This window comes from Pseudomonas sp. VEM90 (assembly GCF_054611535.1).
Genome location: NZ_JBTRAR010000004.1, coordinates 123,508 through 148,846 on the forward strand (window position 1 = coordinate 123,508; position 25,339 = coordinate 148,846).

At 61.9% G+C, this 25,339-nt stretch carries 16 protein-coding genes; 8 read left to right on the forward strand and 8 right to left on the reverse strand.

All coding sequences use genetic code 11. The features are described 5' to 3' along the window. Window positions 1-50: 50 nt before the first annotated feature. Entirely contained in the window at window positions 51-2,054 is a 2,004-nt protein-coding gene (locus tag ACYCCG_RS06190; protein WP_370844375.1) for a BCCT family transporter, read from the reverse strand. A 475-nt stretch (window positions 2,055-2,529) separates the two neighbouring features. On the opposite strand from ACYCCG_RS06190, the gene betI reads away from it, so the two are divergent. From betI to trxC, 7 genes are all read left to right on the forward strand, one after another. Next, a complete protein-coding gene (gene betI, locus ACYCCG_RS06195; protein WP_209969470.1) occupies window positions 2,530-3,186 on the forward strand; it encodes a transcriptional regulator BetI in 657 nt (218 codons plus the stop codon). A gap of 39 nt (window positions 3,187-3,225) precedes the next feature. Beyond that, window positions 3,226-4,698, forward strand: coding sequence for a betaine-aldehyde dehydrogenase (gene betB / locus ACYCCG_RS06200; RefSeq protein ID WP_176684799.1), 1,473 nt, complete (start codon window positions 3,226-3,228; stop codon window positions 4,696-4,698). A 77-nt stretch (window positions 4,699-4,775) separates the two neighbouring features. Further along, the gene (gene betA, locus ACYCCG_RS06205; RefSeq protein ID WP_209969467.1) at window positions 4,776-6,473 is read left to right on the forward strand and encodes a choline dehydrogenase; all 1,698 of its coding nucleotides are present in this window, start codon (window positions 4,776-4,778) and stop codon (window positions 6,471-6,473) included. 415 nt (window positions 6,474-6,888) lie between these two features. Further along, window positions 6,889-8,631, forward strand: coding sequence for a potassium/proton antiporter (locus tag ACYCCG_RS06210; protein ID WP_459669758.1), 1,743 nt, complete (start codon window positions 6,889-6,891; stop codon window positions 8,629-8,631). A 35-nt stretch (window positions 8,632-8,666) separates the two neighbouring features. Next, window positions 8,667-11,975, forward strand: coding sequence for a mechanosensitive channel MscK (gene mscK / locus ACYCCG_RS06215; RefSeq protein ID WP_459669761.1), 3,309 nt, complete (start codon window positions 8,667-8,669; stop codon window positions 11,973-11,975). Window positions 11,976-12,153: 178 nt separating this feature from the next. Continuing rightward, complete coding sequence (gene selO / locus ACYCCG_RS06220; RefSeq protein ID WP_209969456.1) at window positions 12,154-13,614, forward strand: protein adenylyltransferase SelO; 1,461 nt, start codon at window positions 12,154-12,156, stop codon at window positions 13,612-13,614. A gap of 48 nt (window positions 13,615-13,662) precedes the next feature. Next, window positions 13,663-14,097, forward strand: coding sequence for a thioredoxin TrxC (trxC, locus tag ACYCCG_RS06225; protein WP_459669763.1), 435 nt, complete (start codon window positions 13,663-13,665; stop codon window positions 14,095-14,097). Here the strand turns inward: trxC and ACYCCG_RS06230 are convergent. Continuing rightward, a complete protein-coding gene (locus ACYCCG_RS06230) occupies window positions 14,094-14,867 on the reverse strand; it encodes a ParA family protein (protein ID WP_176684794.1) in 774 nt (257 codons plus the stop codon). The genes trxC and ACYCCG_RS06230 overlap by 4 nt on opposite strands. Before the next feature lie 76 nt (window positions 14,868-14,943). Continuing rightward, window positions 14,944-15,843 (reverse strand): LysR family transcriptional regulator, encoded by a 900-nt coding sequence (locus ACYCCG_RS06235; RefSeq protein WP_176684793.1) that lies wholly within the window; start codon window positions 15,841-15,843, stop codon window positions 14,944-14,946. 165 nt (window positions 15,844-16,008) lie between these two features. Between ACYCCG_RS06235 and ACYCCG_RS06240 the strand changes: the two genes are divergently transcribed. Next, window positions 16,009-17,196, forward strand: coding sequence for an MFS transporter (locus ACYCCG_RS06240; protein WP_245355316.1), 1,188 nt, complete (start codon window positions 16,009-16,011; stop codon window positions 17,194-17,196). A 67-nt stretch (window positions 17,197-17,263) separates the two neighbouring features. Here the strand turns inward: ACYCCG_RS06240 and ACYCCG_RS06245 are convergent, their stop codons facing one another. The 5 genes from ACYCCG_RS06245 to ACYCCG_RS06265 all read right to left on the reverse strand — a co-directional run bounded on the left by ACYCCG_RS06245 (window position 17,264) and on the right by ACYCCG_RS06265 (window position 25,220). Then, complete coding sequence (locus ACYCCG_RS06245) at window positions 17,264-17,611, reverse strand: YgiW/YdeI family stress tolerance OB fold protein (RefSeq protein ID WP_176684791.1); 348 nt, start codon at window positions 17,609-17,611, stop codon at window positions 17,264-17,266. 116 nt (window positions 17,612-17,727) lie between these two features. Beyond that, the gene (gene hemE, locus ACYCCG_RS06250) at window positions 17,728-18,792 is read right to left on the reverse strand and encodes a uroporphyrinogen decarboxylase (RefSeq protein WP_010955621.1); all 1,065 of its coding nucleotides are present in this window, start codon (window positions 18,790-18,792) and stop codon (window positions 17,728-17,730) included. 194 nt (window positions 18,793-18,986) lie between these two features. Then, the gene (locus tag ACYCCG_RS06255) at window positions 18,987-20,405 is read right to left on the reverse strand and encodes an FAD-dependent oxidoreductase (RefSeq protein WP_176684790.1); all 1,419 of its coding nucleotides are present in this window, start codon (window positions 20,403-20,405) and stop codon (window positions 18,987-18,989) included. 124 nt (window positions 20,406-20,529) lie between these two features. Beyond that, on the reverse strand, window positions 20,530-24,975 hold the full coding sequence (gene gltB / locus ACYCCG_RS06260; protein ID WP_459669769.1) for a glutamate synthase large subunit: 4,446 nt from the start codon (window positions 24,973-24,975) through the stop codon (window positions 20,530-20,532). A gap of 26 nt (window positions 24,976-25,001) precedes the next feature. Continuing rightward, window positions 25,002-25,220 carry a hypothetical protein gene (locus ACYCCG_RS06265; protein WP_459669771.1) on the reverse strand — a complete coding sequence of 73 codons (219 nt, stop codon included), beginning with the start codon at window positions 25,218-25,220 and terminating at the stop codon, window positions 25,002-25,004. Window positions 25,221-25,339 lie beyond the last annotated feature (119 nt).

The following is a 25,339-nucleotide window of genomic DNA, read 5'->3' on the forward strand; positions in this document are numbered from 1 at the left end:
TTGCTGCTGGCAGGCCGCGGCACCTGGCGGTGCGGCGACCTGCCGGGCAGTCAGCTATAGACGCGGCCAAGCACCTGGCGATGGCTCTCGAACTGGTCGAGCACATCACGCACGATCTGGTCTGGGGCAAAGCCCATCAGGTCGTATTCCTGACTGCCGTCATGCAGGTAGACCTCGGCGCGGTAGAAGCGCTGGCGCAGTTCAGGCTCACCCTCGACCGGCGCCTCGCTCGGCGCGGCCATATAGCCGTCAAGGCTCACCTCATAGACGAACGGGTTGCCTTCTTCCATCATCACCCGCAAGCCCATCAGGTTGCGCGACTGGCCAACGCGGGTTTCCACCTCGAAGCCCAACGTCTGCAGCTGTGCAGCGGCTTCTTTCAACGCCGGGCTGACCTGCTTGTCCATGAAACGCTGCACCACGGCCTGGGTCGGCTGCAGTTCCAGCTGGGTCAGGCGCTCGCTGAAGCCGCGACGGCCGCGGGCGGCCAGTTCGGCGCGCTCCTGCTCGATCACCACGTCCTGCTTCATGGCCTTGTACAGGCCGAACATGAACAGCACCAGCACCACCGAGAACGGCAGGCCCGCCAGCACGACCATGGTCTGCATGGCCTCGAAGTTACCGGCAAACAGCAGGCCGATGGTCACCAGGGTGATCACCACGGACCAGAACACCACCATCCAGTGCGGGGCGTCTTCGTCGACCTTGCCGCCTTTGCACGACAGGTTGGCCATCATCACCGCGCCGGAGTCGGCCGGGGTGAGGAACAGCACGAAACCGACGAACACCGCCACACCAATCACGATCTTGGCCGCCGGGAAGTATTCCAGCAGTTGGTAGATCGACATCGACGGCTGTTCCAGCGCAGTCTTGCCCAGTTCCACAGCGCCCTGGTTGATCACCAGGTCCAGTGCGGTATTGCCGAAGATCGACAGCCAGGCCAGGGTGAAGCCCAGCGGAATCAGCAGCACGCCCATGACCAACTGGCGCACGGTACGGCCCTTGGAGATACGCGCAATGAACATGCCGACGAACGGGCCCCAGGAGATCCACCAGGCCCAGTAGAACACGGTCCACAGGCCCAACCAGCGCTCGGACTTGCCGGCTTCGCCTTCATACACATAAAGGTCGAAGGTTTTCAGCACGATGCCGTTGAGGTAGTCACCGACGTTCTGCACGAGGCCATTGAGCAGGTGCAGGGTTTCGCCGCCCAGCAATACGAAAATCAGCAGGCCGCTGAACAGCACGATGTTCAGGTTGGACAGGCGACGAATGCCGTTTTCCACACCCGAGACCGCAGCCACGGTGGCCACACCGGCCATGACCAGAATCACCACCAGCAGGTTGGTCTTGCTGTGATCCATGCCGAACAGGTATTCCAGGCCCGAAGAGACCTGCATCGAGCCGATACCCAGGTTGGTCACCAGGCCAAGCAGGGTGACGAACATGCCGAAGATGTCGACGGCATTGCCGGCAGCACCCTTGACCCAACGCTCGCCCACCAGCGGGTACAGCGCCGAGCGCAGTGCCAGCGGCTGGTTGTGGCGGTAAGCGAAGTAACCCACGGCCAGGCCGACCAGGGCATAGATCGCCCAGCCGTGCAGGCCCCAGTGCAGGAAGGTCAGCTGCAAGCCCTGGCGAGCGGCCTCGAGGCTGGCCGGTGTGCCTTCCGGGGGATTGAAATAGTGGTCCAGCGGCTCGGAAGCGCCGAAGTACAGCAGCGAAATACCGATACCGGACGAGAACAGCATGCCGGCCCAGGCGCCATAGCTGAAGTCCGGCTGGTCGTCCTTGCCACCCAGCTTGAGGCTGCCGTAGTCGGAGAAAGCCAGGTAGACGACGAACAGCAGGTATCCGCAGATGACCAGCATGTAGTACCAGCCAAAGGTACGCGTCAGCCACTTCTGGGCCACGCCCAGTACCTGACCGGCGGTTTCGGGTGCAGCGATCAGCAAGGCAGTCAGAACAAGGATCATCAGCGCGGAGGTGAAGAACACTACGCGGTTGACCCGTACCCTCTCGGCGGGGGGCTTGATAAGTGAGGCAGAACTCATTGCACGAATGCTCCGGGCAGTGCGGCTGTGGAGGCTAATCAGTCTTTCCCGAGCAATTGGTGGAATATCCCCACTGCATCAGGTGTTATAAAAGAACCCTGGAAACCGTGATCCCGAATCGATACGTTGCCAAAAACAGACAGGTGGCCTGCTGAAAATGCCACGCCTCAACGGAAGTGCGCGCATTCGTCACAGAGCACCCCGCCCGCTCCAAGGGCCTGCCGCAGGACCAATGACCGTACGGCAGAATCTGCATTTCGCATCGCTCACGCCCGTCAACGCCTTGTATTCCGGGGGTTACACGATTTCCTGGGGTGTCAATCCGTGCCTTCTCGACCGCCTGAAAAACTGTCAATGGCACAAATTGTCGCAGAGCTTATTCTTTATTGATTGAACGTTCAATCAAAACAAAATAGACTGGCCTTCGCCGAGTCAGCCGCCTGTCGTCTGCTCGCAGGCCTGAGGAGATAGCAAGATGCCCAAGGTCGGTATGCAACCCATCCGGCGCCAGCAGTTGATCGAAGCCACCTTGCAGGCGGTCGATCAGGTCGGACTGGGGGACGCCAGCATTGCGCTGATTGCCCGTTTGGCCGGTGTGTCGAACGGCATCATCAGTCACTACTTTCGGGACAAGAACGGCCTGATCGCAGCGACGATGGGTTACATCATGAGCATGCTCAACGAAGGCGTCAGAGCACGTCGCCAGGCCCTGAAAGACGACAGCCCGCGCGCTCACCTGAAAGTGATCATCGAGGGCAACTTCGATGCCAGCCAGGTAAACGGCCCGGCAATGAAAACCTGGTTGGCCTTCTGGGCTTCCAGCATGCACCAGCCCGATTTGCACAGGTTGCAGCGGATCAACGACCACCGCTTGTATTCCAACCTGTGCTGCCAGTTCCGCCGCGTCCTGCCGCTCTACCATGCGCGCAAGGCAGCCCGCGGTCTGGCAGCCCTGATCGACGGTTTGTGGCTGCGTGGCGCCCTGTCGGGTGATGCATTCGACACCGACCAGGCGGTACGGATTGCTTACGAATACATGGAACTACAACTGGCCAAGCAGCACACCCTGGGCACAAACGACCAGGCTGCTGACCATGCGCGCAGGGCCCTTGCCAACCCGGCAGGAGCATGACGCGCAAGCCAAACCACACACTGCACTTGCGAGGACACTATGGCCCGTTTCGGAACGCAAAAACTCTACATTGATGGCGCTTACGTCGACGCTGGCAGCGATGCCACTTTCGAAGCTATCAACCCGGCCACTGGCGAAGTCCTCGCCCACGTACAGCGTGCTACCGAGGCAGACGTCGAGAAGGCCGTGGAAAGCGCCGAGCGTGGCCAGAAGATCTGGGCCGCGATGACCGCCATGCAGCGTTCGCGCATCCTGCGCCGCGCCGTCGACATCCTGCGCGAGCGCAACGACGAGCTGGCCATGCTGGAAACCCTGGACACCGGCAAGTCTTACTCCGAAACCCGCTACGTCGACATCGTCACCGGCGCCGACGTGCTGGAATACTACGCAGGCCTGGTACCGGCCATCGAGGGCGAGCAGATCCCGCTGCGCGAATCGTCCTTCGTCTACACCCGCCGCGAGCCACTGGGCGTGACCGTGGGCATCGGTGCCTGGAACTACCCGATCCAGATTGCCCTGTGGAAATCTGCCCCGGCCCTGGCCGCTGGTAACGCGATGATCTTCAAACCGTCGGAAGTCACCTCGCTGACCACTCTGAAACTGGCCGAGATCTACACCGAAGCCGGCCTGCCAAACGGCGTGTTCAACGTTCTGACCGGTAGCGGCCGCGAAGTCGGCACCTGGCTGACCGAGCACCCGCGCATCGAAAAAGTGTCGTTCACCGGCGGCACCACCACCGGCAAGAAAGTCATGGCCAGCGCCTCCAGCTCTTCGCTGAAGGAAGTGACCATGGAACTGGGCGGCAAATCGCCACTGATCATCTGTGCCGACGCCGATCTGGACAAGGCCGCTGACATCGCCATGATGGCCAACTTCTACAGCTCGGGCCAGGTGTGCACCAACGGTACCCGCGTATTCATCCCGGCTGAAATGAAGGCGGCCTTCGAAGCCAAGATCGCCGAGCGCGTTGCCCGCATCCGCGTTGGCAACCCGGAAGACGAAAACACCAACTTCGGCCCGCTGGTCAGCTTCCAGCACATGGAAAGCGTGCTGGGCTACATCGCCAAAGGCAAGGAAGAAGGTGCCCGCGTCCTGTGCGGCGGCGAGCGTCTGACTGCCGGTGACTTCGCCAAAGGTGCCTTCGTTGCCCCGACCGTGTTCACCGACTGCACCGACGACATGACCATCGTCAAGGAAGAGATCTTCGGCCCGGTGATGAGCATTCTCACCTACGAAACCGAAGAAGAAGTGATCCGCCGTGCCAACGACACCGACTACGGCCTGGCCGCCGGCGTCTGCACCAACGACATCACCCGCGCCCACCGCATCATCCACAAGCTCGAAGCCGGTATCTGCTGGATCAACGCCTGGGGTGAATCGCCGGCCGAAATGCCGGTAGGTGGCTACAAGCAGTCGGGCGTCGGCCGTGAAAACGGCGTCAGCTCGCTGGCTCAATACACTCGCATCAAGTCGGTCCAGGTCGAGCTGGGCGGCTACACCTCGGTTTTCTGAACCCTGTCTAGCCACGCCCGTGCCACCGCGCACGGGCGTACCCGCTCCCCGATCACCGCCAACACGAGGGTACTTTCATGTCCCAAGAATTCGATTACATCATCGTCGGTGCCGGCTCGGCCGGTAACACCCTGGCGACCCGCCTGACCGAAGACGCCGGCGTCACCGTCTTGCTGCTGGAAGCCGGTGGCCCCGACTACCGCTTCGACTTCCGCACCCAGATGCCAGCGGCCCTGGCATTCCCGCTGCAAGGCCGCCGCTACAACTGGGCTTACGAGACCGACCCAGAGCCGCACATGGACGGCCGCCGCATGGAATGTGGCCGTGGCAAGGGCCTGGGTGGCTCGTCGCTGATCAACGGCATGTGCTACATCCGCGGTAACGCCATGGACTTCGACGGCTGGGCAGAACTGCCAGGCCTGGAAGACTGGACCTACCTCGACTGCCTGCCGTACTTCCGCAAAGCTGAAACCCGTGACATCGGCCCTAACGACTACCACGGTGGTGACGGCCCGGTCAGTGTCGCCACGCCAAAGGCTGGCAACAACCCGCTGTTCCACGCCATGGTTGAAGCTGGCGTGCAAGCCGGTTACCCGCGCACAGAAGACCTCAACGGCTACCAGCAGGAAGGCTTCGGCCCAATGGACCGTTCGGTGACCAAGAACGGCCGCCGCTCCAGCACCGCCCGTGGTTACCTGGACCAGGCCAAGAAACGCCCGAACCTGACCATCGTCACCCACGCCCTGAGCGACCGCGTGCTGTTCGACGGCAAGCGCGCCGTAGGCGTGACCTACCTGGTCGGCGACAGCGAAGAACGCGTTGAAGCCCGCGCCCGCAAGGAAGTGATCGTCAGCTCTGGCGCCATCGCTTCGCCGCAGCTGCTGCAGCGCTCCGGCGTCGGCCCGCGCGCCCTGCTGGAAAGCCTCGACATCCCGGTTGTGCACGACCTGCCGGGCGTTGGTGAAAACCTGCAGGACCACCTGGAGCTGTACCTGCAGTACGCCTGCACCCAGCCAGTATCGCTGTACCCATCGCTGCTGTGGTGGAACCAGCCGGCCATCGGTGCCGAGTGGCTGTTCAATGGCACCGGCATCGGCGCCAGCAACCAGTTCGAGGCCGGTGGTTTCATTCGTACCCGCCCTGAATTCAAGTGGCCGAACATCCAGTACCACTTCCTGCCGGTTGCGATTAACTACAACGGCTCCAATGGCGTGAAGGAACATGGCTTCCAGGCGCACATGGGTTCCATGCGCTCGCCTGCCCGTGGCCGCATCCAGGCCAAGTCGAAAGACCCACGCCAACACCCGAGCATCCTGTTCAACTACATGTCCACCGAGCAGGACTGGCAGGAATTCCGTGACGGCATCCGCCTGACCCGTGAAATCATGGCCCAGCCGGCCCTGGACCCATACCGTGGCCGCGAAATCAGCCCGGGCGCCGACGTGCAAACCGACGAGCAGCTGGACAAGTTCATCCGCGAGCACGCCGAAACCGCCTTCCACCCATCCTGCTCGTGCAAGATGGGCACCGACGACATGGCCGTGGTCGATGGTGAAGGCCGCGTGCATGGCATGCAGGGCCTGCGCGTGGTCGATGCGTCGATCATGCCGCTGATCATCACCGGTAACCTCAATGCCACCACGATCATGATTGCCGAGAAGATTTCGGACAAGATCCGTGGTCGCAAGCCACTGCCGCGCAGCACCGCCAAGTACTACGTGGCAGGGGATGCACCAGTGAAAGGCAAGCCGATGCGTGAAGTGAAGCAGGGCTGAGACCTTGATCAGGGGCCGCACAGCGGCCCCTTTCACGTTTGCTCAGGCGGGCAGCGTGAGAAAGCATTCCTGCCACTGATCTGCCTGACCAGCCGCTCTCGCCCCGCTGTCGCGGTGGCCTGGTAGCGAAGCACATGGCCCGCCGCCTGGTGCGCCAACAAATAGTGCAAATCAGGAAATTGCCCGAGCGGGCACTGAGCCATCTAGGCGAGGGAAATGGTTTTCCTGCCATTCATGTTACTCGGCTGCCTGACAGTGGGCGAACCATTGCAGCCACAAGCTGCAACGACGATGCGGTATCGCTTTACAGCCTGCGTCGGCCTCAGGTTAGAATCGATTGGCACGCGACCTGCTAGCTTTTGCTGATAAATGCGCTACCAAGTCCCTCCCCCTCGCTGTCTCGGAGTACCTGCCTTTGGATGCAAGCACCATCAATAGCCTGTTCCTGATCGGCGCATTACTGGTGGGTGCAAGTATCCTGGTCAGCTCGCTGTCGTCGCGCCTGGGCATCCCTATTCTGGTCATCATCCTCGCCGTCGGCATGCTCGCCGGTGTCGATGGTGGCGGCATCATCTTCAACAATTACCCAACTGCTTACCTGGTGGGCAACCTGGCACTGGCCGTCATCCTGCTTGACGGCGGCCTGCGCACGCGGGTAGCAAGCTTTCGCGTAGCGCTTTGGCCGGCGCTGTCGCTGGCCACGGTCGGGGTAATGATCACCACCGCCCTCACCGGCCTGGTTGCCGCCTGGCTGTTCCAACTCAGCCTGATCCAGGGCCTGCTGATCGGCGCCATCGTCGGCTCCACCGACGCCGCTGCAGTGTTCTCGCTGCTCGGCGGCAAAGGCCTGAACGAACGGGTTTCTGCTACCCTCGAGATCGAGTCGGGCAGCAACGACCCAATGGCGGTGTTTCTCACGGTCACCTTGATCGACATGATCGCCAGCGGCGAGACCGGCCTGCATTGGAGCCTGCTGGGCCACGTGCTGCGTGAGTTCGGTATCGGCGCGCTGGTTGGCCTGGGCGGCGGCTGGCTGATGCTGCAACTGGTCAACCGCATCAATCTGGCCAGCGGCCTGTACCCCATTCTGGTAGTGGCCGGCGGCCTCGTGGTGTTTTCGCTGACCAACGCCCTGCATGGTAGCGGCTTCCTCGCCGTATACCTGTGCGGCCTGGTGCTGGGCAACAGGCCGATCCGTAGCCGCCATGGCATCCTGCATATGCTCGACGGCATGGCCTGGCTGTCCCAGATCGGCATGTTCCTGGTGCTGGGGTTGCTGGTCACGCCGCACGACCTGCTGCCCATCGCCCTGCCAGCACTGGGCCTGGCGCTGTGGATGATCCTGGTGGCGCGGCCACTGTCGGTGGTTGCTGCCCTGCTGCCGTTCAAGGCTTTCCACGGCCGTGAAAAGGGCTTCATTTCGTGGGTCGGCCTGCGCGGTGCGGTACCGATCATTCTGGCGGTGTTCCCGCTGATGGCGGGCCTGCCAGACGCCCAACTGTTCTTCAACCTGGCCTTCTTCATCGTACTGGTATCGCTGCTGGTGCAAGGCACCAGCCTGCCGTGGATGGCCAAGCTGTTGAAGGTGACGGTACCGCCAGACCCGGCGCCGATCTCCCGTTCCGCCCTTGAGGTGCACATCACCAGCGAGTGGGAAATGTTCGTCTACCGTCTGGGCGCAGAAAAATGGTGCATCGGTGCCGCCCTGCGCGAACTGAAAATGCCCGAAGGCACGCGGATTGCCGCGCTGTTCCGTGGCGAGCAACTGCTGCACCCGTCGGGCAGCACCGTGCTGGAAGTTGGCGACATGCTCTGCGTGATCGGCCACGAGCACAACCTGCCTGCCTTGGGCAAACTGTTCAGCCAGGCGCCGCAACGTGGCCTGGACCTGCGTTTCTTCGGCGACTTCGTGCTCGAAGGCGATGCCGAACTGGGTGCAGTGGCGGCGTTGTACGGCCTGAAACTCGATGGCCTCGACGCGAAAATGCCGCTGGCGCAGTTCATCCGACAGAAGGTCGGAGGCGCTCCAGTAGTAGGGGACCAGGTCGAATGGCATGGCACGATCTGGACCGTGGCAACCATGGACGGGAACAAGATCCAGAAAGTAGGCGTCAGATTCCCCGAAGGAACGCGACCCGGACCAGGATTGTTCCTCTAAACTTCGTTTCAGCCGGATCCACAAGTAGCCTGCCTATGTCCCTGCGCGTGTACCTTCGCACAGCCCTGCTCGGGTTGTGCCTGTCCCTTTCTTTTGCGGCTACCGCGGCAGAAGCCCCGACCACCGCCAGCATCCAGAACAGCCTCGACAAGATCGCCGAGCGCAAGCTGCCCGAGGCAGACCAGAAGGCGCTGCAGCAGGTGCTCGAACAAACGTTGAGCCTGCTTGCTGCCAAGGAAGATAGCGAGAAGAAGCTTGCTGCACTGAAGCAGCAACTGAGCAGTGCCCCCAAAGAGACCAGTGACAGCCAGAAGGAGTTGGCCAGGCTCAAGGAAACCAAGGCACAACCGGTGGCCCAGCGCTACGCCAACCTCACCGTGCCACAGCTTGAACAGATGCTCAGCGAACGCAACACGCAGCAGGGCGAACTGCAAAAGGCGCTGTCTGAAGCCAACAGCCTGATCATCAACTCGCAAACCCGCCCCGAGCGCGCCCAGGCCGAGATCAGCAGCAGCCAGACCCGCACCCAGCAGATCAACAGCATCCTCAAAACCGGCAAGGACGGCGGCAAATCCATCAATGCCGACCAACGCAACCAGCTCAACGCCGAGCTGGCCTCGCTCAACGCGTTGACCCTGCTGCGCCGCCAGGAGCTGGCCGGCAACAGCGTGCTGCAAGACCTCGGCAATGCGCGTCATGACCTGCTGGTCGAGCGTGCTGCGCGCCTGGAGCAGGAAATCCAGGACCTGCAGACGCTGATCAACGACAAACGCCTGGCCCAGTCCCAGGAAGCCGTCACCCAGCAGTCGATCGAGGCTCAGAAGGCCGGCGGCAGCAGCCTGCTGGCCACTGAGAGCGCGATCAACCTCAAGCTTTCCGACTACCTGCTCAAAAGCACCGATCGCCTCAACGAATTGACCCAGCAGAACCTGCGCACCAAGCAGCAGCTCGACAGCCTGACCCAGGCCGACCAGGCGCTTGACGAGCAGATCAACGTGCTCAAGGGAAGCCTGCTACTGTCGAAGATCCTTTATAAGCAGAAACAGACCTTGCCGCACCTGAAGGTCGACCGCGACCTGGCCGACCAGATCGCCGACACCCGCCTGTACCAGTTCGAAGTCAACCAGCAACGCGAGCAGATGAGCAGCCCGGTCACCTATGTCGACAAGCTGCTGGCGGCGCAACCCCAGGAAGATGTGACCCCGCAACTGCGCAAAGCCCTGCTGGATGTAGCCATCACCCGCAGCGACCTGTTGGAGCGGCTGAACCGCGAGCTGTCGGCGCTGCTCAACGAATCGATCACCCTGCAACTCAACCAGAAGCAACTGCTGGGCACCGCGCAGAGCCTGCGTACCACCCTCGACGAGCAAATGTTCTGGATCCCCAGCAACAAGCCGCTGGACTGGGACTGGCTGCAATACGTGCCAGCGCGCCTGGCCGACCAGGTCGCCAACCTGCCGTGGGGCTCCAGCCTGAAAGAGCTGGCCGATGGCCTGAGCCAGCGCCCGTTGCTGTTCCTGCCGCTGCTACTGGTGATCGGCGCGCTGTTGTGGCGGCGCAAATACCTTTACCAACGGTTAGGCAAAGTGCACCAGGATATCGGCCACTTCCGCCGTGACAGCCAATGGCACACGCCCCAGGCAATTCTCATCAACATTCTGCTGGCGATGCCGGTCAGCCTTGGCCTGGCGCTGTGCAGCTACGCCCTGCAGATCGACGCCCGCGGGCAGAATGCCAACCTGGGCGCCGCACTCTGGCAGCTGGCCCAGGCCTGGTTGGTGTTCTACACCGCCTATCGTATTCTCGCTCCCGGTGGCGTGGCGGAAGTCCACTTTCGCTGGCACAAACCGCAGGTGGAGTTCCTGCGCGGCTGGGTTCGCCGCCTGGGCACCGTGGTGTTGGCACTGGTCGGCGTCGTAGCGGTGGCCGAGCACCAGCCTTCGGCACTGGCAGACGACGTATTGGGCATCGGCGTGGTGCTAACCTGCTATGCGCTGATGGCCTGGCTGCTCAGCCGCCTGCTGCTCAGCAGCCCGGCACACCGTGACACCTCGCTGTTCCGCAGGGCCGTGGGCGTAGCATTCACCGCCCTGCCCGTCGCCCTGTTCGTCGCCGTGTGCTTCGGCTACTACTACACCGCACTGAAGCTCACCGACCGTCTGATCTATACCCTGTACCTGCTGCTGTTCTGGCTGGTGATCGAGGCCGCCTTCGTGCGCGGCCTGTCGGTAGCGGCACGACGCCTGGCCTACCAGCGTGCGTTGAGCAAGCGTGCGGCGGCCAAGGAAGGGCTGGATGGCGAAGTCATCACCGAAGAGCCAACGCTGGATATCGAACAGGTCAACCAGCAGTCGCTGCGCCTGATCCGCCTGGCCCTGCTCGGCGGCTTCATCGCCGGCCTGTACTGGGTATGGGCCGACCTGATCTCGGTGTTCGCCTACCTCAACAATTTCGTCCTCTACGAATACACCAGCGGCACCGGCGCCGCCGCCAGCATGGTACCGATCAGCCTCGGCGACCTGCTCGGCGCACTGGTGATCGTCGGCATCACCTTCGCCCTGGCCGGCAACTTGCCAGGCCTGCTGGAAGTACTGGTGCTGTCACGCCTGAACCTCGCCCAAGGCAGTGCCTACGCCACTACTACGTTGCTGTCGTACACCATCGTCGGCATCGGCATCGTCAGTACCCTGTCGACCCTGGGGGTGAGCTGGGACAAGCTGCAATGGCTGGTGGCTGCGCTGTCAGTAGGGCTGGGTTTCGGCATGCAGGAAATCTTCGCCAACTTCATCTCCGGCATCATGATCCTGTTCGAGCGCCCGGTACGGATTGGCGACACCATCACCATCGGCAACCTGTCGGGCACGGTAAGCAAGATCCGCATCCGTGCCACCACCATCACCGACTTCGACCGCAAGGACATCATCGTCCCCAACAAGACCTTCATCACTGGCCAACTGATCAACTGGTCGCTGACCGATACGGTCACCCGGGTGACACTGAAGCTGGGCATCGACTATGGCTCAGACCTCGAGCTGGTGCGCGACCTGCTGCTCAAGGGCGCGCATGAGAACCCACGCGTGCTCAAAGATCCGGAACCGATCGTGTACTTCCTCAACTTCGGCGAAAGCTCGCTGGACCACGAACTGCGCATGCACGTCCGTGACCTGGGCGACCGCAACCCGACGCTGGACGAGATCAACCGGTACATCAACCGCGAGTTCAAAGCCCACAACATCAAGATCTCGGTGCGCCAGGTAGAGGTATTCTTGATGGACGCGAAGGGCGGCAAGCAGCAGTTGATTCCGATGGAACAGCCGAAATCGGATGGCACTGCTTCGGCCTGAATAGGCTCGAATACTTTATTGTGTGCAAAATGGCTGCGAGGGCTTCGCCCTCGTTCGCGGGTAAACCCGCTCCTACACAGGGACCGCACTGCTTTCAGGCGCTGCATGTTCTTTGTAGGGGGCAGCCGCGAAGGGCCGCCAAGTGGCCCCATTGGCACCGATTCCAAGGAGCAGTCCCGTGAAAGCCCTCGACCAACTCACCTTCGACAACCGCTTCGCCCGTTTGGGCGATGCGTTCTCCACCCAGGTGCTGCCCGAACCCATTGCAGACCCGCGCCTGGTGGTAGCGAGCGAGTCGGCCATGGCTTTGCTTGACCTTGACCCCGCCCAGGCCGAACTGCCGGTGTTCGCCGAGCTGTTCAGCGGCCACAAACTGTGGGAAGAGGCCGATCCTCGGGCAATGGTTTATTCCGGCCACCAGTTCGGCTCGTACAACCCACGTCTGGGCGACGGCCGTGGCCTGCTGCTGGCCGAAGTGCTCAACGACGCTGGCGAACACTGGGACCTGCACCTCAAGGGCGCCGGCCAGACCCCCTACTCCCGTATGGGTGATGGGCGCGCTGTGCTGCGCTCGTCGATACGCGAGTTCCTCGCTTCCGAAGCCTTGCACGCCCTGGGCATCGCCACCAGCCGGGCGCTGTGCGTGATCGGTTCCAGTACCCCGGTGTGGCGCGAAACCCGTGAAAGCGCGGCCATGCTGACGCGTCTGGCGCAGAGCCATGTGCGTTTCGGCCATTTCGAGTACTTCTACTACACCAAGCAGCCCGAGCAGCAGCGCGTGTTGATCGACCACGTGCTCGAACAACACTATCCCGAATGCCGTGACGCCGAGCAGCCCTACCTGGCCATGTTCCGCACCATCGTCGAGCGCAATGCCGAACTGATCGCCCGCTGGCAGGCGTATGGCTTCTGCCACGGCGTGATGAACACCGACAACATGTCGATCCTCGGCATCACCTTCGACTTCGGCCCGTACGCGTTTCTGGACGACTTCGATGCCAACTTCATCTGCAACCACTCCGACGACCGTGGCCGCTACAGCTACGCCAACCAGGTGCCCATCGCCCACTGGAACCTCAGCGCGCTGGCCCAGGCACTGACCACCGTGATCGAAGTTGAGCCGCTGAAGGAAGCGTTGGGCCTGTTCCTGCCGCTGTACCAGGCCCATTACCTGGACCTGATGCGCCGGCGCCTGGGGCTGACCACGGCCGAAGATGACGACATGGGGCTGGTCGAGCGCCTGCTGCAGTGCATGCAACGCGGTGGCGTGGACTACAACCTGTTCTTCCGCAAACTGGGTGAGCAGCCGGTGGCTGAGGCACTGCAGGTAGTGCGTGATGACTTTATCGACCTGGCCGGTTTCGATGCCTGGGGCGCAGACTACCTGGCCCGTTGTGGGCGTGAACCCGGTAATGCCGAAGGCCGCCGTGAGCGTATGCATGCGGTGAATCCGCTGTACGTGCTGCGCAACTACCTGGCGCAGAACGCCATCGAAGCGGCCGAGGCGGGGGACTACAGTGAAGTTCGACGGCTGCACCAAGTCCTGGCCAGACCTTTTGAGGAGCAGCCCGGGATGCAGGCCTACGCCGAGCGACCGCCAGAGTGGGGCAAACACCTGGAAATCAGCTGCTCTTCCTGATTAGCACCGCTCCCACAAGGAAACCGTGAACCCAACACCGGAGATGAAATGACCGACCCACTAGTAATCCCCTGCCCCCACTGCAACGGCCTCAACCGCCTGCCCGCCGAGCGCCTGGGCGATGCGCCGAAATGCGGTCGCTGCAAAAAGGATGTGCTGTTGAGCATCCCCGTCGAACTGACTGAAGCCAGCTACGCCAGCCAGATCAAAGGCGACCTGCCGCTGCTGGTCGACATCTGGGCCGACTGGTGCGGCCCGTGCAAGTCATTCGCCCCCACCTTCGAAGAGGCCGCTCGGCAACTTGCTGGCCGCTGCCGCCTGGCCAAGCTCGACAGCGAAGCCAACCGTAACCTCGCAGGGCAACTAGGCATACGCTCGATCCCCAGCCTGCTGCTGTTCAAGAACGGCCGCGAAATTAGCCGCCAAGCCGGGGCGTTTCCACTCCAGTCATTGCTGGAGTGGCTGCGTAGCCACGGGGTTTAAGCGTTCTCTTCAAGCAGCGAATGCAACTCGACAAACTGCTGAGTCAGCTTGTGCCGCGGTTCCAGGTGAATCAGCGGCAGGCTGGCGTGGTGCGATTCGCGCATTTTCACCGAACTGCCCAAGTACACCGGCAGCACCGGCAACCCTTCGGCCAGCAGTTCGTCGAGCATCTGCTGTGGCAGGCTGGCACGTGACTGGAACTGGTTGACCACGATGCCTTCGACCATCAGGTCTTCGTTGTGGTCTTCCTTGAGGTCTTCGATCTCGGCCAACAGGCCATACAAGGCCTGGCGAGAGAAGCTGTCGCAGTCAAAGGGGATCAGCACGCGATCAGCAGCGATCAGCGCAGAAACTGCGTAGAAGTTCAGTGCCGGCGGGGTATCGATATAGATCCGCTCGTAATCCTCGTCCAGTGCGTCGAGCAGCTTACGCAGCTTGTTGATCTTGTGCTTGGCCTCCAGCTTCGGCTGCAGGTCGGCCAGCTCGGCAGTGGCGGTGACCACGTGCAGGTTGTCGAACGGCGTTTCATAGATATCGACCTTGTTCTTCTTGCTGAACGGCCCGCTGGAAAGGCTTTGCTTGAAGAAATCGGCAATGCCCATGGGGATGTCCTCGCCGGTCAGGCCGGTGAGGTATTGGGTCGAGTTCGCCTGGGCATCCAGGTCGATCAACAAGGTCCGGTAACCTTCATTGGCACTGACCGCCGCCAGGTTGCAGGCAATGCTCGACTTGCCTACGCCACCTTTTTGATTGAACACCACGCGCCGCATGCTTGACCTCCGTGTATCAACGAATGCCCGAGTATGTGGCGGCATGGGGGCAATGACCAGTGCCATTTGACCGGCATCACGCCTGACCGACCACCTGTCCTGTCAACAACTCGGTAAATGCCTTGGCCATCACCGAATGACCGCGCTCGCGCTGCACCAGCCACACCGCCGTCATCGCCTCTTCATCGAGCAAGGTACGGTACACCACCCCTTCTATGCGCATGCGCTGGAACGAAGCCGGCAACACCGACACCCCCAGCCCCGCCGAGACCAGACCGATGATGGTCATCGCTTCACCTGCCTCTTGCGCAAAATGGGGGCTGAAACCCGCATGCCGCGCCAGGCTCAGCAATTGTGCATGCAAACCGCTGCCATAACTGCGCGGGAAGAACACGAAGGGCTCAGGGGCCAACGCCGCCATGTAGACGCCTTGCTCAGTGCCTTCGGCCAGCGGATGCGAGGCATTGATCACCGCCACCAACGGTTCTCGGAACAACTCGGTGGCCACTAACCCCTCCGGCAGCGGCATCGGCCGCATCAACCCCACCTCGATGGACTCGTCGAATACCCCTTCGGCAACGTCACGGCTGCTCATTTCCTTGAGGTTCAAGTGCACCGCCGGAAAGCGCTGACGGAAGGCATGAATGGCCTTGGGGATTTTCGAGGTGAACGGGGCCGAGGAGGTGAAACCGATTTTCATCTCCCCCAGCTCGCCCAACTGCGCACGCCGGGCTACATCCGCAGCCTTCTCAACCTGCGCCAATACCTGGCGCGCTTCCTCGAGGAACAATCGACCGGCCTCGCTCAGTTCGACACGACGGTTGGTACGCTCGAACAGCCGGGCCCCTAGCTCCTGCTCCAGAGCCTGGATCTGCTGGCTCAAGGGCGGCTGGGAAATACCCAACTGCTGGGCGGCGCGGCCAAAGTGCAGCTCTTCGGCCACAGCAATGAAGTAACGCAGATGACGCAGTTCCATGATCCGCTCCAAATAAGTCGCCAGACGTCTCAAATAGGTCGAACAATATATTGGATCTAATCGTTAGGCAGCTATATGCTTTTTTCATTGCGCCAGAGGTACCCTCCCGTGAAAACTGCAGTAGCCCCCCTCCTCCTTGAGCCAAAGCCTGCCATCCTGAGCGAAATGTGGATCGAAAAAGGCACACCCGCCTTCATGAAAACCGTGCTGGCCTTGTTCAGCGGCGGGTTCGCCACCTTCGCCTTGCTGTACTGCGTACAGCCGATGATGCCTCTGCTATCCAGTGAGTTTGCCATCAACGCGGCACAGAGCAGCCTGGTGCTGTCGGTGTCCACCGCCATGCTGGCGTTCGGCCTGCTGATCACCGGCCCCATTTCTGACCGCATCGGACGCAAGCCCGTGATGGTGTTCGCGCTGGTCTGCGCCGCCCTGTCCACCTTGGCCAGCGCCGTAATGCCCAGCTGGGAGCTGGTACTGGCCACCCGCGCCTTGGTCGGCCTGTCGCTGAGCGGCCTGGCAGCAGTGGCGATGACCTACCTGAGCGAAGAGATCCACCCGCAGCACATTGGCCTGGCCATGGGCCTGTACATCGGCGGCAACGCGATTGGCGGCATGAGCGGGCGGCTCATCACGGGCGTATTGATCGACTTCGTCAGCTGGCACACGGCGATGCTGACCATTGGCGGCCTGGCCCTGGTGGCTGCGCTGGTGTTCTGGAAGGTGCTGCCGGAGTCACGCAATTTTCGCGCACAGACGATGAACCCGCGCAGCCTGCTGGACGGTTTTGTCATGCACTTCAAGGACGCCGGCCTGCCCTGGCTGTTCCTTGAAGCCTTTCTGCTGATGGGCGCCTTCGTCACCTTGTTCAACTACATCGGCTACCGCCTGCTGGCCGAGCCCTACCACATGAACCAGGCACTGGTCGGCTTGCTGTCGGTGGTCTACCTGTCAGGCATCTACAGTTCGGCACAGGTCGGCGCCCTGGCGGACAAACTGGGCCGGCGCAAGGTGTTCTGGGCCAGCATCGTGGTAATGGCGAGTGGCTTGCTGATGACACTGGCCAGTCCACTGGTGATGGTGATCGTGGGCATGCTGGTGTTCACCTTCGGCTTCTTTGGTGCGCACTCGGTGGCCAGCAGCTGGATCGGCCGCCGAGCGCTGAAGGCCAAGGGACAGGCGTCGTCGCTATACCTGTTCTGCTACTACGCCGGCTCCAGCGTGGCCGGTACGGCGGGCGGAGTGTTCTGGCACCAGTGGGGCTGGAACGGGATCGGGCTGTTCATTGGCAGCTTGCTGGCGGCGGCATTGCTGGTGGCGTTGCACTTGAGCAAGCTACCACCCAAAACGGTGTGATGCATTCGTGGGCACGCCCGCGCCCACAACCTGCGGGAGCGGGCGTGCCCACGAAGAGGCCATCAGATCAGTTGATGATCTCGACAATATCCACATCCACTTCCCGGCTCATCAGGTGCTTTTCCACCTCACCGGTCAGCTTCACCTTGGTCTTGTCGTTGAACGGCGTCGGCGGCAGGTCCTCATCGTCGATCTCGACAGTGATGGTGCCGGTGTTGTCCTTGAACTCGTACTTGTCGTCGTTGTTGATCTTCTTGGTCACGAACCCCTGCAGTACAACCGGGGTGTCATCGGCAGCGTCATTGGCGGCGGCAACAGTGGTTACCGACTGGGCGCCAGGGCCGGTGTAGCCAGCGGCAAATGCGCCAGTGCTGAACAAGGGAGCGAAGATGAGGGCGAGATAACGGATTTTCATGATAATCGGGTCCTGTTTCGGTTTCGATGGGACCAGATTAGCGACGATCGCTGAATTCAAACTTAACGTACAAAAAACCCGGCATCGAAGCCGGGTTTACTGTGCAGTGCATCAAGTCACTGGTGGTACTGCGCCGACAGTTCGTGCACGGCGTTGATGAATGCACCCGCATGTTCCGGGTCAACTTCCGGCGTGATGCCGTGGCCGAGGTTGAATACATGGCCGGTGCCGTGGCCATAGCTGGCCAGGATGCGCGCCACCTCCTTGCGAATGGCTTCAGGCTTGGCGTACAGCACGGTCGGGTCCATGTTGCCTTGCAGCGCCACCTTGTCACCCACACGGCGACGGGCGTCGCCGATCTCGCAGGTCCAGTCCAGGCCCAGCGCGTCGGCACCGGCTTCGGCAATGCTTTCCAGCCACAAGCCACCGTTCTTGGTGAACAGGATCACCGGCACCTTGCGCCCCTCATGCTCGCGGATCAGGCCGCTGACGATCTTGCGCATGTAGGCCAGTGAGAACTCCTGGTAGGCCGCCGCCGACAGGTTGCCGCCCCAGGTGTCGAAGATCTGTACGGCCTGGGCGCCGGCCAGGATCTGGCCGTTCAGGTAGCTGGTGACCGACTGGGCCAGCTTGTCCAGCAGCAGGTGCAGGGCTTGCGGGTTGTCGTAGGCCATGGCCTTGGTCTTGCGGAAGTCTTTCGACGAGCCGCCTTCGACCATGTAAGTGGCCAGGGTCCACGGGCTGCCGGAGAAGCCGATCAGCGGCACACGACCATTGAGCTCACGGCGAATGGTGCTGACCGCGTCCATCACGTAGCCAAGGTCTTTCTGTGGGTCCGGGACTGGCAGCGCTTCGATGTCGGCGGGGGTGCTGATGACCTTCTTGAAACGCGGACCTTCGCCGGTTTCGAAGTACAGGCCCAGGCCCATGGCATCGGGAATGGTGAGGATGTCCGAGAACAGGATCGCCGCGTCCAGCGGGTAGCGGTCCAGCGGCTGCAGGGTGACCTCGCAGGCGAACTGCGGGTTCATGCACAGGCTCATGAAGTCACCGGCCTTGGCGCGGCTGGCGCGGTACTCCGGCAGGTAGCGGCCGGCCTGGCGCATCATCCACACCGGGGTGACGTCTACGGGTTGCTTGAGCAGAGCACGCAGGAAACGATCGTTCTTCAGGGCAGTCATGTCGGCATCCGGAAAAATAGTGCGGGCATTTTCTCAGACACCAGCGCAAAAGGCACGGCCATGGCCATGTGTTTTGTCTATTGGATGCCACAGATCAAGCGTTTTTGTATACAAAAGCTTCGCGGGCATGCCCGCTCCCACAGGTTCTGCGCTTAAACCTGCGGGAGCGGGCATGCCCGCGAATAGGTCGCCAATCAGACTTCGAGGTAGTCGAGGATACCCTCGGCGGCCGTACGCCCTTCGAAGATCGCAGTCACCACCAGGTCCGAACCGCGCACCATGTCGCCACCGGCAAACACCTTCGGGTTGCTGGTCTGGTGCTTGAACTGGCCCTTCTCCGGGGCAACCACACGGCCCTGGCTGTCCAGCTGAATACCATGCTGCTCAAACCACGGCGCGGGGCTCGGGCGGAAGCCGAAAGCGATCACCACCGCATCTGCCGGCAGGATCTCTTCGGAGCCCGGAATGGGCTCAGGGCTGCGGCGGCCACGGGCATCAGGCTCGCCCAGGCGGGTCTCGACCACTTTGACGCCTTCGACCCTGTCCTCACCCACAATGGCAATGGGTTGGCGGTTGTAGAGGAACTTCACGCCCTCTTCCTTGGCGTTCTTCACCTCTTTGCGCGAACCCGGCATGTTGGCTTCGTCACGACGATAAGCACAGGTCACCGCCTTGGCGCCCTGACGGATCGAGGTACGGTTGCAGTCCATCGCGGTGTCACCACCGCCCAGCACCACCACTTTCTTGCCCTGCATGTCGACGAAGTCTTCCGGCGACTTCTCGAAGCCCAGGTTGCGGTTGACGTTGGCGATCAGGAAGTCCAGTGCGTCATGCACGCCCGGCAGGTCCTCGCCCGGGAAGCCGCCCTTCATGTAGGTGTAGGTACCCATGCCCATGAACACTGCATCGTACTCGGCGAGCAGCTGTTCCATGGTCACGTCCTTGCCCACCTCGGTGTTCAGGCGGAACTCGATACCCATGCCGGTGAAGACTTCGCGGCGGTTGCTGAGCACGGTCTTTTCCAGCTTGAACTCGGGGATACCAAAGGTCAGCAGGCCGCCGATTTCCGGGTTCTTGTCGAACACCACCGGGGTTACCCCAGCGCGCACCAGCACGTCGGCGCAGCCCAGGCCCGCCGGGCCGGCGCCGATGATGGCGACGCGTTTGCCGGTTGGCTTGACCTTGGACATGTCCGGACGCCAGCCCATGGCGAAGGCGGTGTCGGTGATGTACTTCTCCACCGAGCCGATGGTCACCGCGCCGAAGCCGTCGTTCAGGGTACAGGCCCCTTCGCACAGGCGGTCTTGCGGGCAAACACGGCCGCATACTTCCGGCAGGGTGTTGGTCTGGTGCGACAGCTCCGCCGCGGCCAGGATGTTGCCTTCGGAGACCAGCTTCAACCAGTTGGGGATGAAGTTGTGTACCGGGCACTTCCACTCGCAATACGGATTACCGCAGCCCAGGCAGCGGTGCGCCTGCTCTACGGACTGCTGCGGCTTGAACGGTTCGTAGATTTCCACGAACTCCTTCTTGCGCTGGCGCAGCAGCTTTTTTTTCGGGTCCTTTCGGCCCACTTCGATGAACTGGAAGTCGTTGTTCAGACGTTCAGCCATTTTTCAAAACCTCTTTACAGCAGCTGCAAGCTACAAGCTGCAAGCCGCAAGACGATCACTTAAGCCGGGCAAACCTCGAACTGCCATTTACTTGCAGCTCGGGGCTTGCCACTTGCAGCTGTTTTTACTGCGGGTTGGCACGGGTGCTGGACAGCAGTTGCTTCAGGTTGGCTGCCTTCGGCTTGACCAGCCAGAAGCGCCGCACGTAGTCGTCCAGGTTCTCCGAGAGCTCACGCCCCCACTCGCTGCCGGTCTCATCCACATACTCGGCAAGGACACGCGCCAGGTGGCTACGGTAGGCCTCCATCGCTTCGCCACTGATACGCTGGATTTCCACCAGCTCGTGGTTGAGCTTGTCGACGAAGCTATTGTCCATGTCGAGCACGTAGGCAAAGCCGCCAGTCATGCCAGAACCGAAGTTGTAACCGGTCTTGCCCAGAATGCAGACAAAGCCACCGGTCATGTATTCACAGCAGTGATCGCCAGTGCCCTCGACAACAGCATGGGCGCCGGAGTTACGAACAGCGAAGCGCTCGCCCGCAGTACCTGCGGCAAACAACTTGCCGCCAGTGGCACCGTACAGGCAGGTGTTGCCGACGATGGCGCTGTGCTGGGTTTCGAACGGGCTGCCGGCTGGCGGCACGATGGTGACCTTGCCACCGGTCATGCCTTTGCCGACGTAATCGTTGGCGTCGCCTTCCAGGTGCAGGTTCAGTCCACCGGCGTTCCACACGCCAAAGCTCTGGCCCGCAGTACCCTTGAAGCGGAAGGTGATCGGCGCCGCGGCCATGCCCTGGTTGCCGTGCAGACGGGCGATTTCGCCCGACACACGCGCACCAATGGAGCGGTCGCAGTTGCAGATGTCGAGGCTGAACTCGCCGCCCGCCTGGTCGCGGATGGCCGGCATGGCCATATCAACCATCTTCTCGGCCAACTCGCCCAGGTCGAACGGCGGGTTCTTGTCGACCTCGCAGAACTGCGGTTTGTCCGCCGGAATGTGCGAACTGCCCAGCAGCGGCGACAGGTCGAGGTACTGCTGGCGTTCGGTGTCACCTGGCAGCACATCGAGCAGGTCGGTACGGCCGATCAGCTCGCCAAGGGTGCGCACGCCCAGCTTGGCCAACCACTCGCGGGTTTCTTCGGCGACGAAGGTGAAGAAGTTGATCACCATGTCGACGGTGCCGATGTAGTGGTCCTTGCGCAGCTTGTCGTTCTGGGTGGCCACGCCGGTGGCGCAGTTGTTCAGGTGGCAGATGCGCAGGTACTTGCAGCCCAGGGCAATCATTGGCGCGGTACCAAAGCCGAAGCTTTCGGCACCGAGGATGGCCGCCTTGATCACGTCCAGGCCGGTTTTCAGGCCGCCGTCGGTCTGCACACGCACCTTGCCGCGCAGGTCGTTGCCGCGCAGGGTCTGGTGGGTTTCCGCCAGGCCCAGCTCCCAAGGGGCGCCGGCATACTTGATCGAGGTCAGCGGCGAAGCACCGGTACCACCGTCGTAACCGGAGATGGTAATCAGGTCGGCATAGGCCTTGGCCACACCAGCGGCGATGGTGCCCACGCCCGCTTCGGCTACCAGCTTGACCGATACCAGCGCCTGCGGGTTGACCTGTTTGAGGTCGTAGATTAGCTGGGCCAGATCTTCGATCGAGTAGATGTCGTGGTGTGGAGGTGGCGAGATCAGGGTCACGCCCGGCACCGCATAACGCAGCTTGGCGATCAGGCCGTTGACCTTTCCGCCCGGCAACTGGCCGCCCTCACCGGGCTTGGCGCCCTGGGCAACCTTGATCTGCAGCACTTCGGCGTTGACCAGGTACTCCGGAGTCACACCAAAACGGCCGGTGGCCACCTGCTTGATCTTCGAACTCTTGATGGTGCCATAGCGCGCCGGGTCTTCGCCGCCTTCACCAGAGTTGGAGCGGGCGCCCAGGCGGTTCATGGCCTCGGCCAGCGCTTCGTGAGCTTCCGGCGACAGTGCACCCAGCGAGATCCCCGCCGAGTCAAAGCGCTTGAGAATCGCCTCCAGCGGCTCGATCTGCTCCAGCGCCAGCGGCTGGTCGGCCACCTTCACTTTGAGCAAGTCACGGATCATCGACACCGGGCGCTGGTCCACCAGCGTGGTGTATTCCTTGAACTTGGCGTAGTCGCCCTGCTGCACGGCCGCTTGCAGGGTGTTGACCACGTCCGGGTTGTAGGCGTGGTATTCGCCACCGTGGACGAACTTCAGCAGGCCACCTTGCTGGATCGGCTTGCGCGCGCTCCAGGCTTCGGCCGCCAGCAGCTTCTGGTCGTTTTCCAGGTCTTCGAAGCGCGCACCCTTGATGCGGCTGGACACGCCCTTGAAGCTCAGGCCCACCACTTCCTCGGCCAGGCCGATGGCTTCGAACAGCTGTGCACCGCGGTACGAGGCGATGGTGGAGATCCCCATCTTCGACAGGATCTTCAGCAGGCCCTTGGAAATACCCTTGCGGTAGTACTTGAACACTTCGTCCAGGTCGCCCAGCACTTCGCCGGTACGGATCAGGTCAGCCAGTACTTCATACGCCAGGTACGGGTAAACGGCCGAGGCACCGAAGCCCAGCAGCACGGCGAAGTGATGCGGATCACGGGCGGTAGCGGTTTCCACCAGGATGTTGCTGTCGCAACGCAGCCCCTGTTCGGTCAGGCGGTGGTGCACGGCACCAACGGCCAGCGACGCGTGCACCGGCAGCTTGCCCGGGGCGATATAACGGTCGCTCAGCACCAGCTGGGTCTTGCCCCCACGCACAGCTTCTTCGGCCTGGTCGGCAATGTTGCGGATGGCCGCTTCCAGGCCGACGCTCTGCTCATAGTTGAGGTCGATCAGCTGGCGGTCGAAGCCTTCGCGCTCCAGGTTCATCAGCGAACGCCACTTGGCAGGTGAGATGACCGGCGAGCTGAGGATTACCCGCGAAGCGTGCTCCGGGGACTCCTGGAAGATGTTGCGCTCGGCACCCAGGCAAATTTCCAGCGACATCACGATCGCTTCGCGCAGCGGGTCGATCGGCGGGTTGGTCACCTGAGCGAACTGCTGGCGGAAGAAATCGTACGGCGAACGCACGCGCTGCGACAGCACGGCCATCGGCGTGTCGTCACCCATCGAACCAACGGCTTCCTGGCCCTGCTCACCCAATGGGCGCAGTACCTGGTCACGCTCTTCGAAGGTAACCTGGAACATCTTCATGTATTGCTTGAGCTGGTCAGCGTCGTAGCTGGCCACGCCCTGGTCGTCGGTCAGCGTCGCCTGGATACGCGTAGCGTGCTGACGCAACCAGCGCTTGTATGGGTGCCGCGACTTCAGGCGGTTGTCGATGGCGTCGGTGTCGAGAATCTGGCCGGTTTCGGTGTCCACGGCAAGGATCTGGCCCGGGCCGACACGGCCCTTGGCCAGCACTTCCTCAGGCTGATAGCCCCATACGCCGATTTCCGAGGCGATGGTGATGTAGCCATTGGTGGTGGTCACCCAGCGCGCCGGGCGCAGACCGTTACGGTCGAGCAGGCACACCGCGTGGCGGCCTTCGGTCATGACGATACCGGCCGGACCATCCCACGGCTCCATGTGCATGGAGTTGTATTCGTAGAAGGCGCGCAGGTCGGCGTCCATGGTCTCGACGTTCTGCCATGCTGGCGGTACCAGCATGCGCACGCCGCGGAACAGGTCGATGCCACCGGTAACCATCAGCTCCAGCATGTTGTCCATGCTCGACGAGTCGGAACCGACGCGGTTGACCAGCGGGCCGAGCTCTTCGAGGTCGGGGATCTGGTCGTTGGCGAACTTGGTGCGACGAGCCACGGCCCAGTTACGGTTGCCGGTGATGGTGTTGATCTCGCCGTTGTGGGCGAGGAAGCGGAACGGCTGCGCCAGCGGCCATTTTGGCAGGGTGTTGGTGGAGAAGCGCTGGTGGAACACGCAGATCGCGGTTTGCAGGCGCTCGTCACCCAGGTCTGGATAAAACGCCGCGAGATCACGCGGCATCATCAGGCCTTTGTAGATGATGGTCTTGTGCGAGAAGCTGCAGATGTAGTGGTCGGCGTCGTGGGCATTGGCCACCGACGAACGACGACGGGCACTGAACAGCTTGATGGCGAACTCCTGGTCACTCAGGCCTTCACCGCCAATGAACACCTGCTCGATCTGCGGCAGGCGCTCCAGGGCCAGGCGGCCGAGTACACTAGTGTCGATCGGCACCTTGCGCCAACCGACCAGTTTCAGGCCGGCGGCGAGGATCTCGCGGTCCATGTTGGCGCGGGCAGCTTCGGCTTTGACCGGGTCCTGGTTGAAGAACACCATGCCGACGGCGTACTGCTTGGGCAGCTCGACAGCGAAGTGCTCCTGGGCCACCGCTCGCAGGAATTGATCGGGCTTCTGCATGAGCAGACCGCAACCGTCACCGGTCTTGCCGTCGGCATTGATGCCGCCGCGGTGGGTCATGCACGTCAACGCCTGCATGGCAGTTTGCAGAAGGTGGTGGCTCGGCACGCCCGTCATATGGGCGATCAGGCCAAAACCACAGTTGTCCTTGAATTCTTCGGGATGGTACAGACCTGTTTTCATAGACACATTCTCACCAGGTTCACCTCTCAACGGAGGTAAATCTCTTTTTTTAACAACCACTTACCATCCACGCCGATCAAACGCCAGCTTTTTTGCGGTGGCCATGGAAAACCATTGTTGCACAGCGACAGCGATGCCCACAAATTTTCATGTCTCAGCATTGAAAATTTATGTCGCAATTTTGAATGTTTTTGCGCCATTCGCCGTGATAGCGGCTTGACTCGAGTCTGAAGCGTTTCAGCCATGACTGCAACTAGAGGCTTGTGGCCGGCAGTCCGGGACAGAAAAGCCTGCCGCGCTCAGGCGCAGCAGGCTAGTCGAAAGCTAGAATTCGCTTAGCTACTGGGCGGCGGGGTGATGCCGC

Bases quoted from the DNA above. Each gene is read 5' to 3' on its own strand.
- ACYCCG_RS06235 (WP_176684793.1), bottom strand. From the start codon at position 15,843: ATGGAACTGCGTCATCTGCGTTACTTCATTGCTGTGGCCGAAGAGCTG.
- mscK (WP_459669761.1), top strand. From the start codon at position 8,667: ATGTCCCTGCGCGTGTACCTTCGCACAGCCCTGCTCGGGTTGTGCCTG.
- ACYCCG_RS06230 (WP_176684794.1), bottom strand. From the start codon at position 14,867: ATGCGGCGCGTGGTGTTCAATCAAAAAGGTGGCGTAGGCAAGTCGAGC.
- ACYCCG_RS06255 (WP_176684790.1), bottom strand. From the start codon at position 20,405: ATGGCTGAACGTCTGAACAACGACTTCCAGTTCATCGAAGTGGGCCGA.
- gltB (WP_459669769.1), bottom strand. From the start codon at position 24,975: ATGAAAACAGGTCTGTACCATCCCGAAGAATTCAAGGACAACTGTGGT.
- ACYCCG_RS06240 (WP_245355316.1), top strand. From the start codon at position 16,009: ATGTGGATCGAAAAAGGCACACCCGCCTTCATGAAAACCGTGCTGGCC.
- ACYCCG_RS06265 (WP_459669771.1), bottom strand. From the start codon at position 25,220: ATGGCTGAAACGCTTCAGACTCGAGTCAAGCCGCTATCACGGCGAATG.
- betB (WP_176684799.1), top strand. From the start codon at position 3,226: ATGGCCCGTTTCGGAACGCAAAAACTCTACATTGATGGCGCTTACGTC.
- trxC (WP_459669763.1), top strand. From the start codon at position 13,663: ATGACCGACCCACTAGTAATCCCCTGCCCCCACTGCAACGGCCTCAAC.
- ACYCCG_RS06190 (WP_370844375.1), bottom strand. From the start codon at position 2,054: ATGAGTTCTGCCTCACTTATCAAGCCCCCCGCCGAGAGGGTACGGGTC.
- hemE (WP_010955621.1), bottom strand. From the start codon at position 18,792: ATGACTGCCCTGAAGAACGATCGTTTCCTGCGTGCTCTGCTCAAGCAA.
- betI (WP_209969470.1), top strand. From the start codon at position 2,530: ATGCCCAAGGTCGGTATGCAACCCATCCGGCGCCAGCAGTTGATCGAA.
- betA (WP_209969467.1), top strand. From the start codon at position 4,776: ATGTCCCAAGAATTCGATTACATCATCGTCGGTGCCGGCTCGGCCGGT.
- ACYCCG_RS06245 (WP_176684791.1), bottom strand. From the start codon at position 17,611: ATGAAAATCCGTTATCTCGCCCTCATCTTCGCTCCCTTGTTCAGCACT.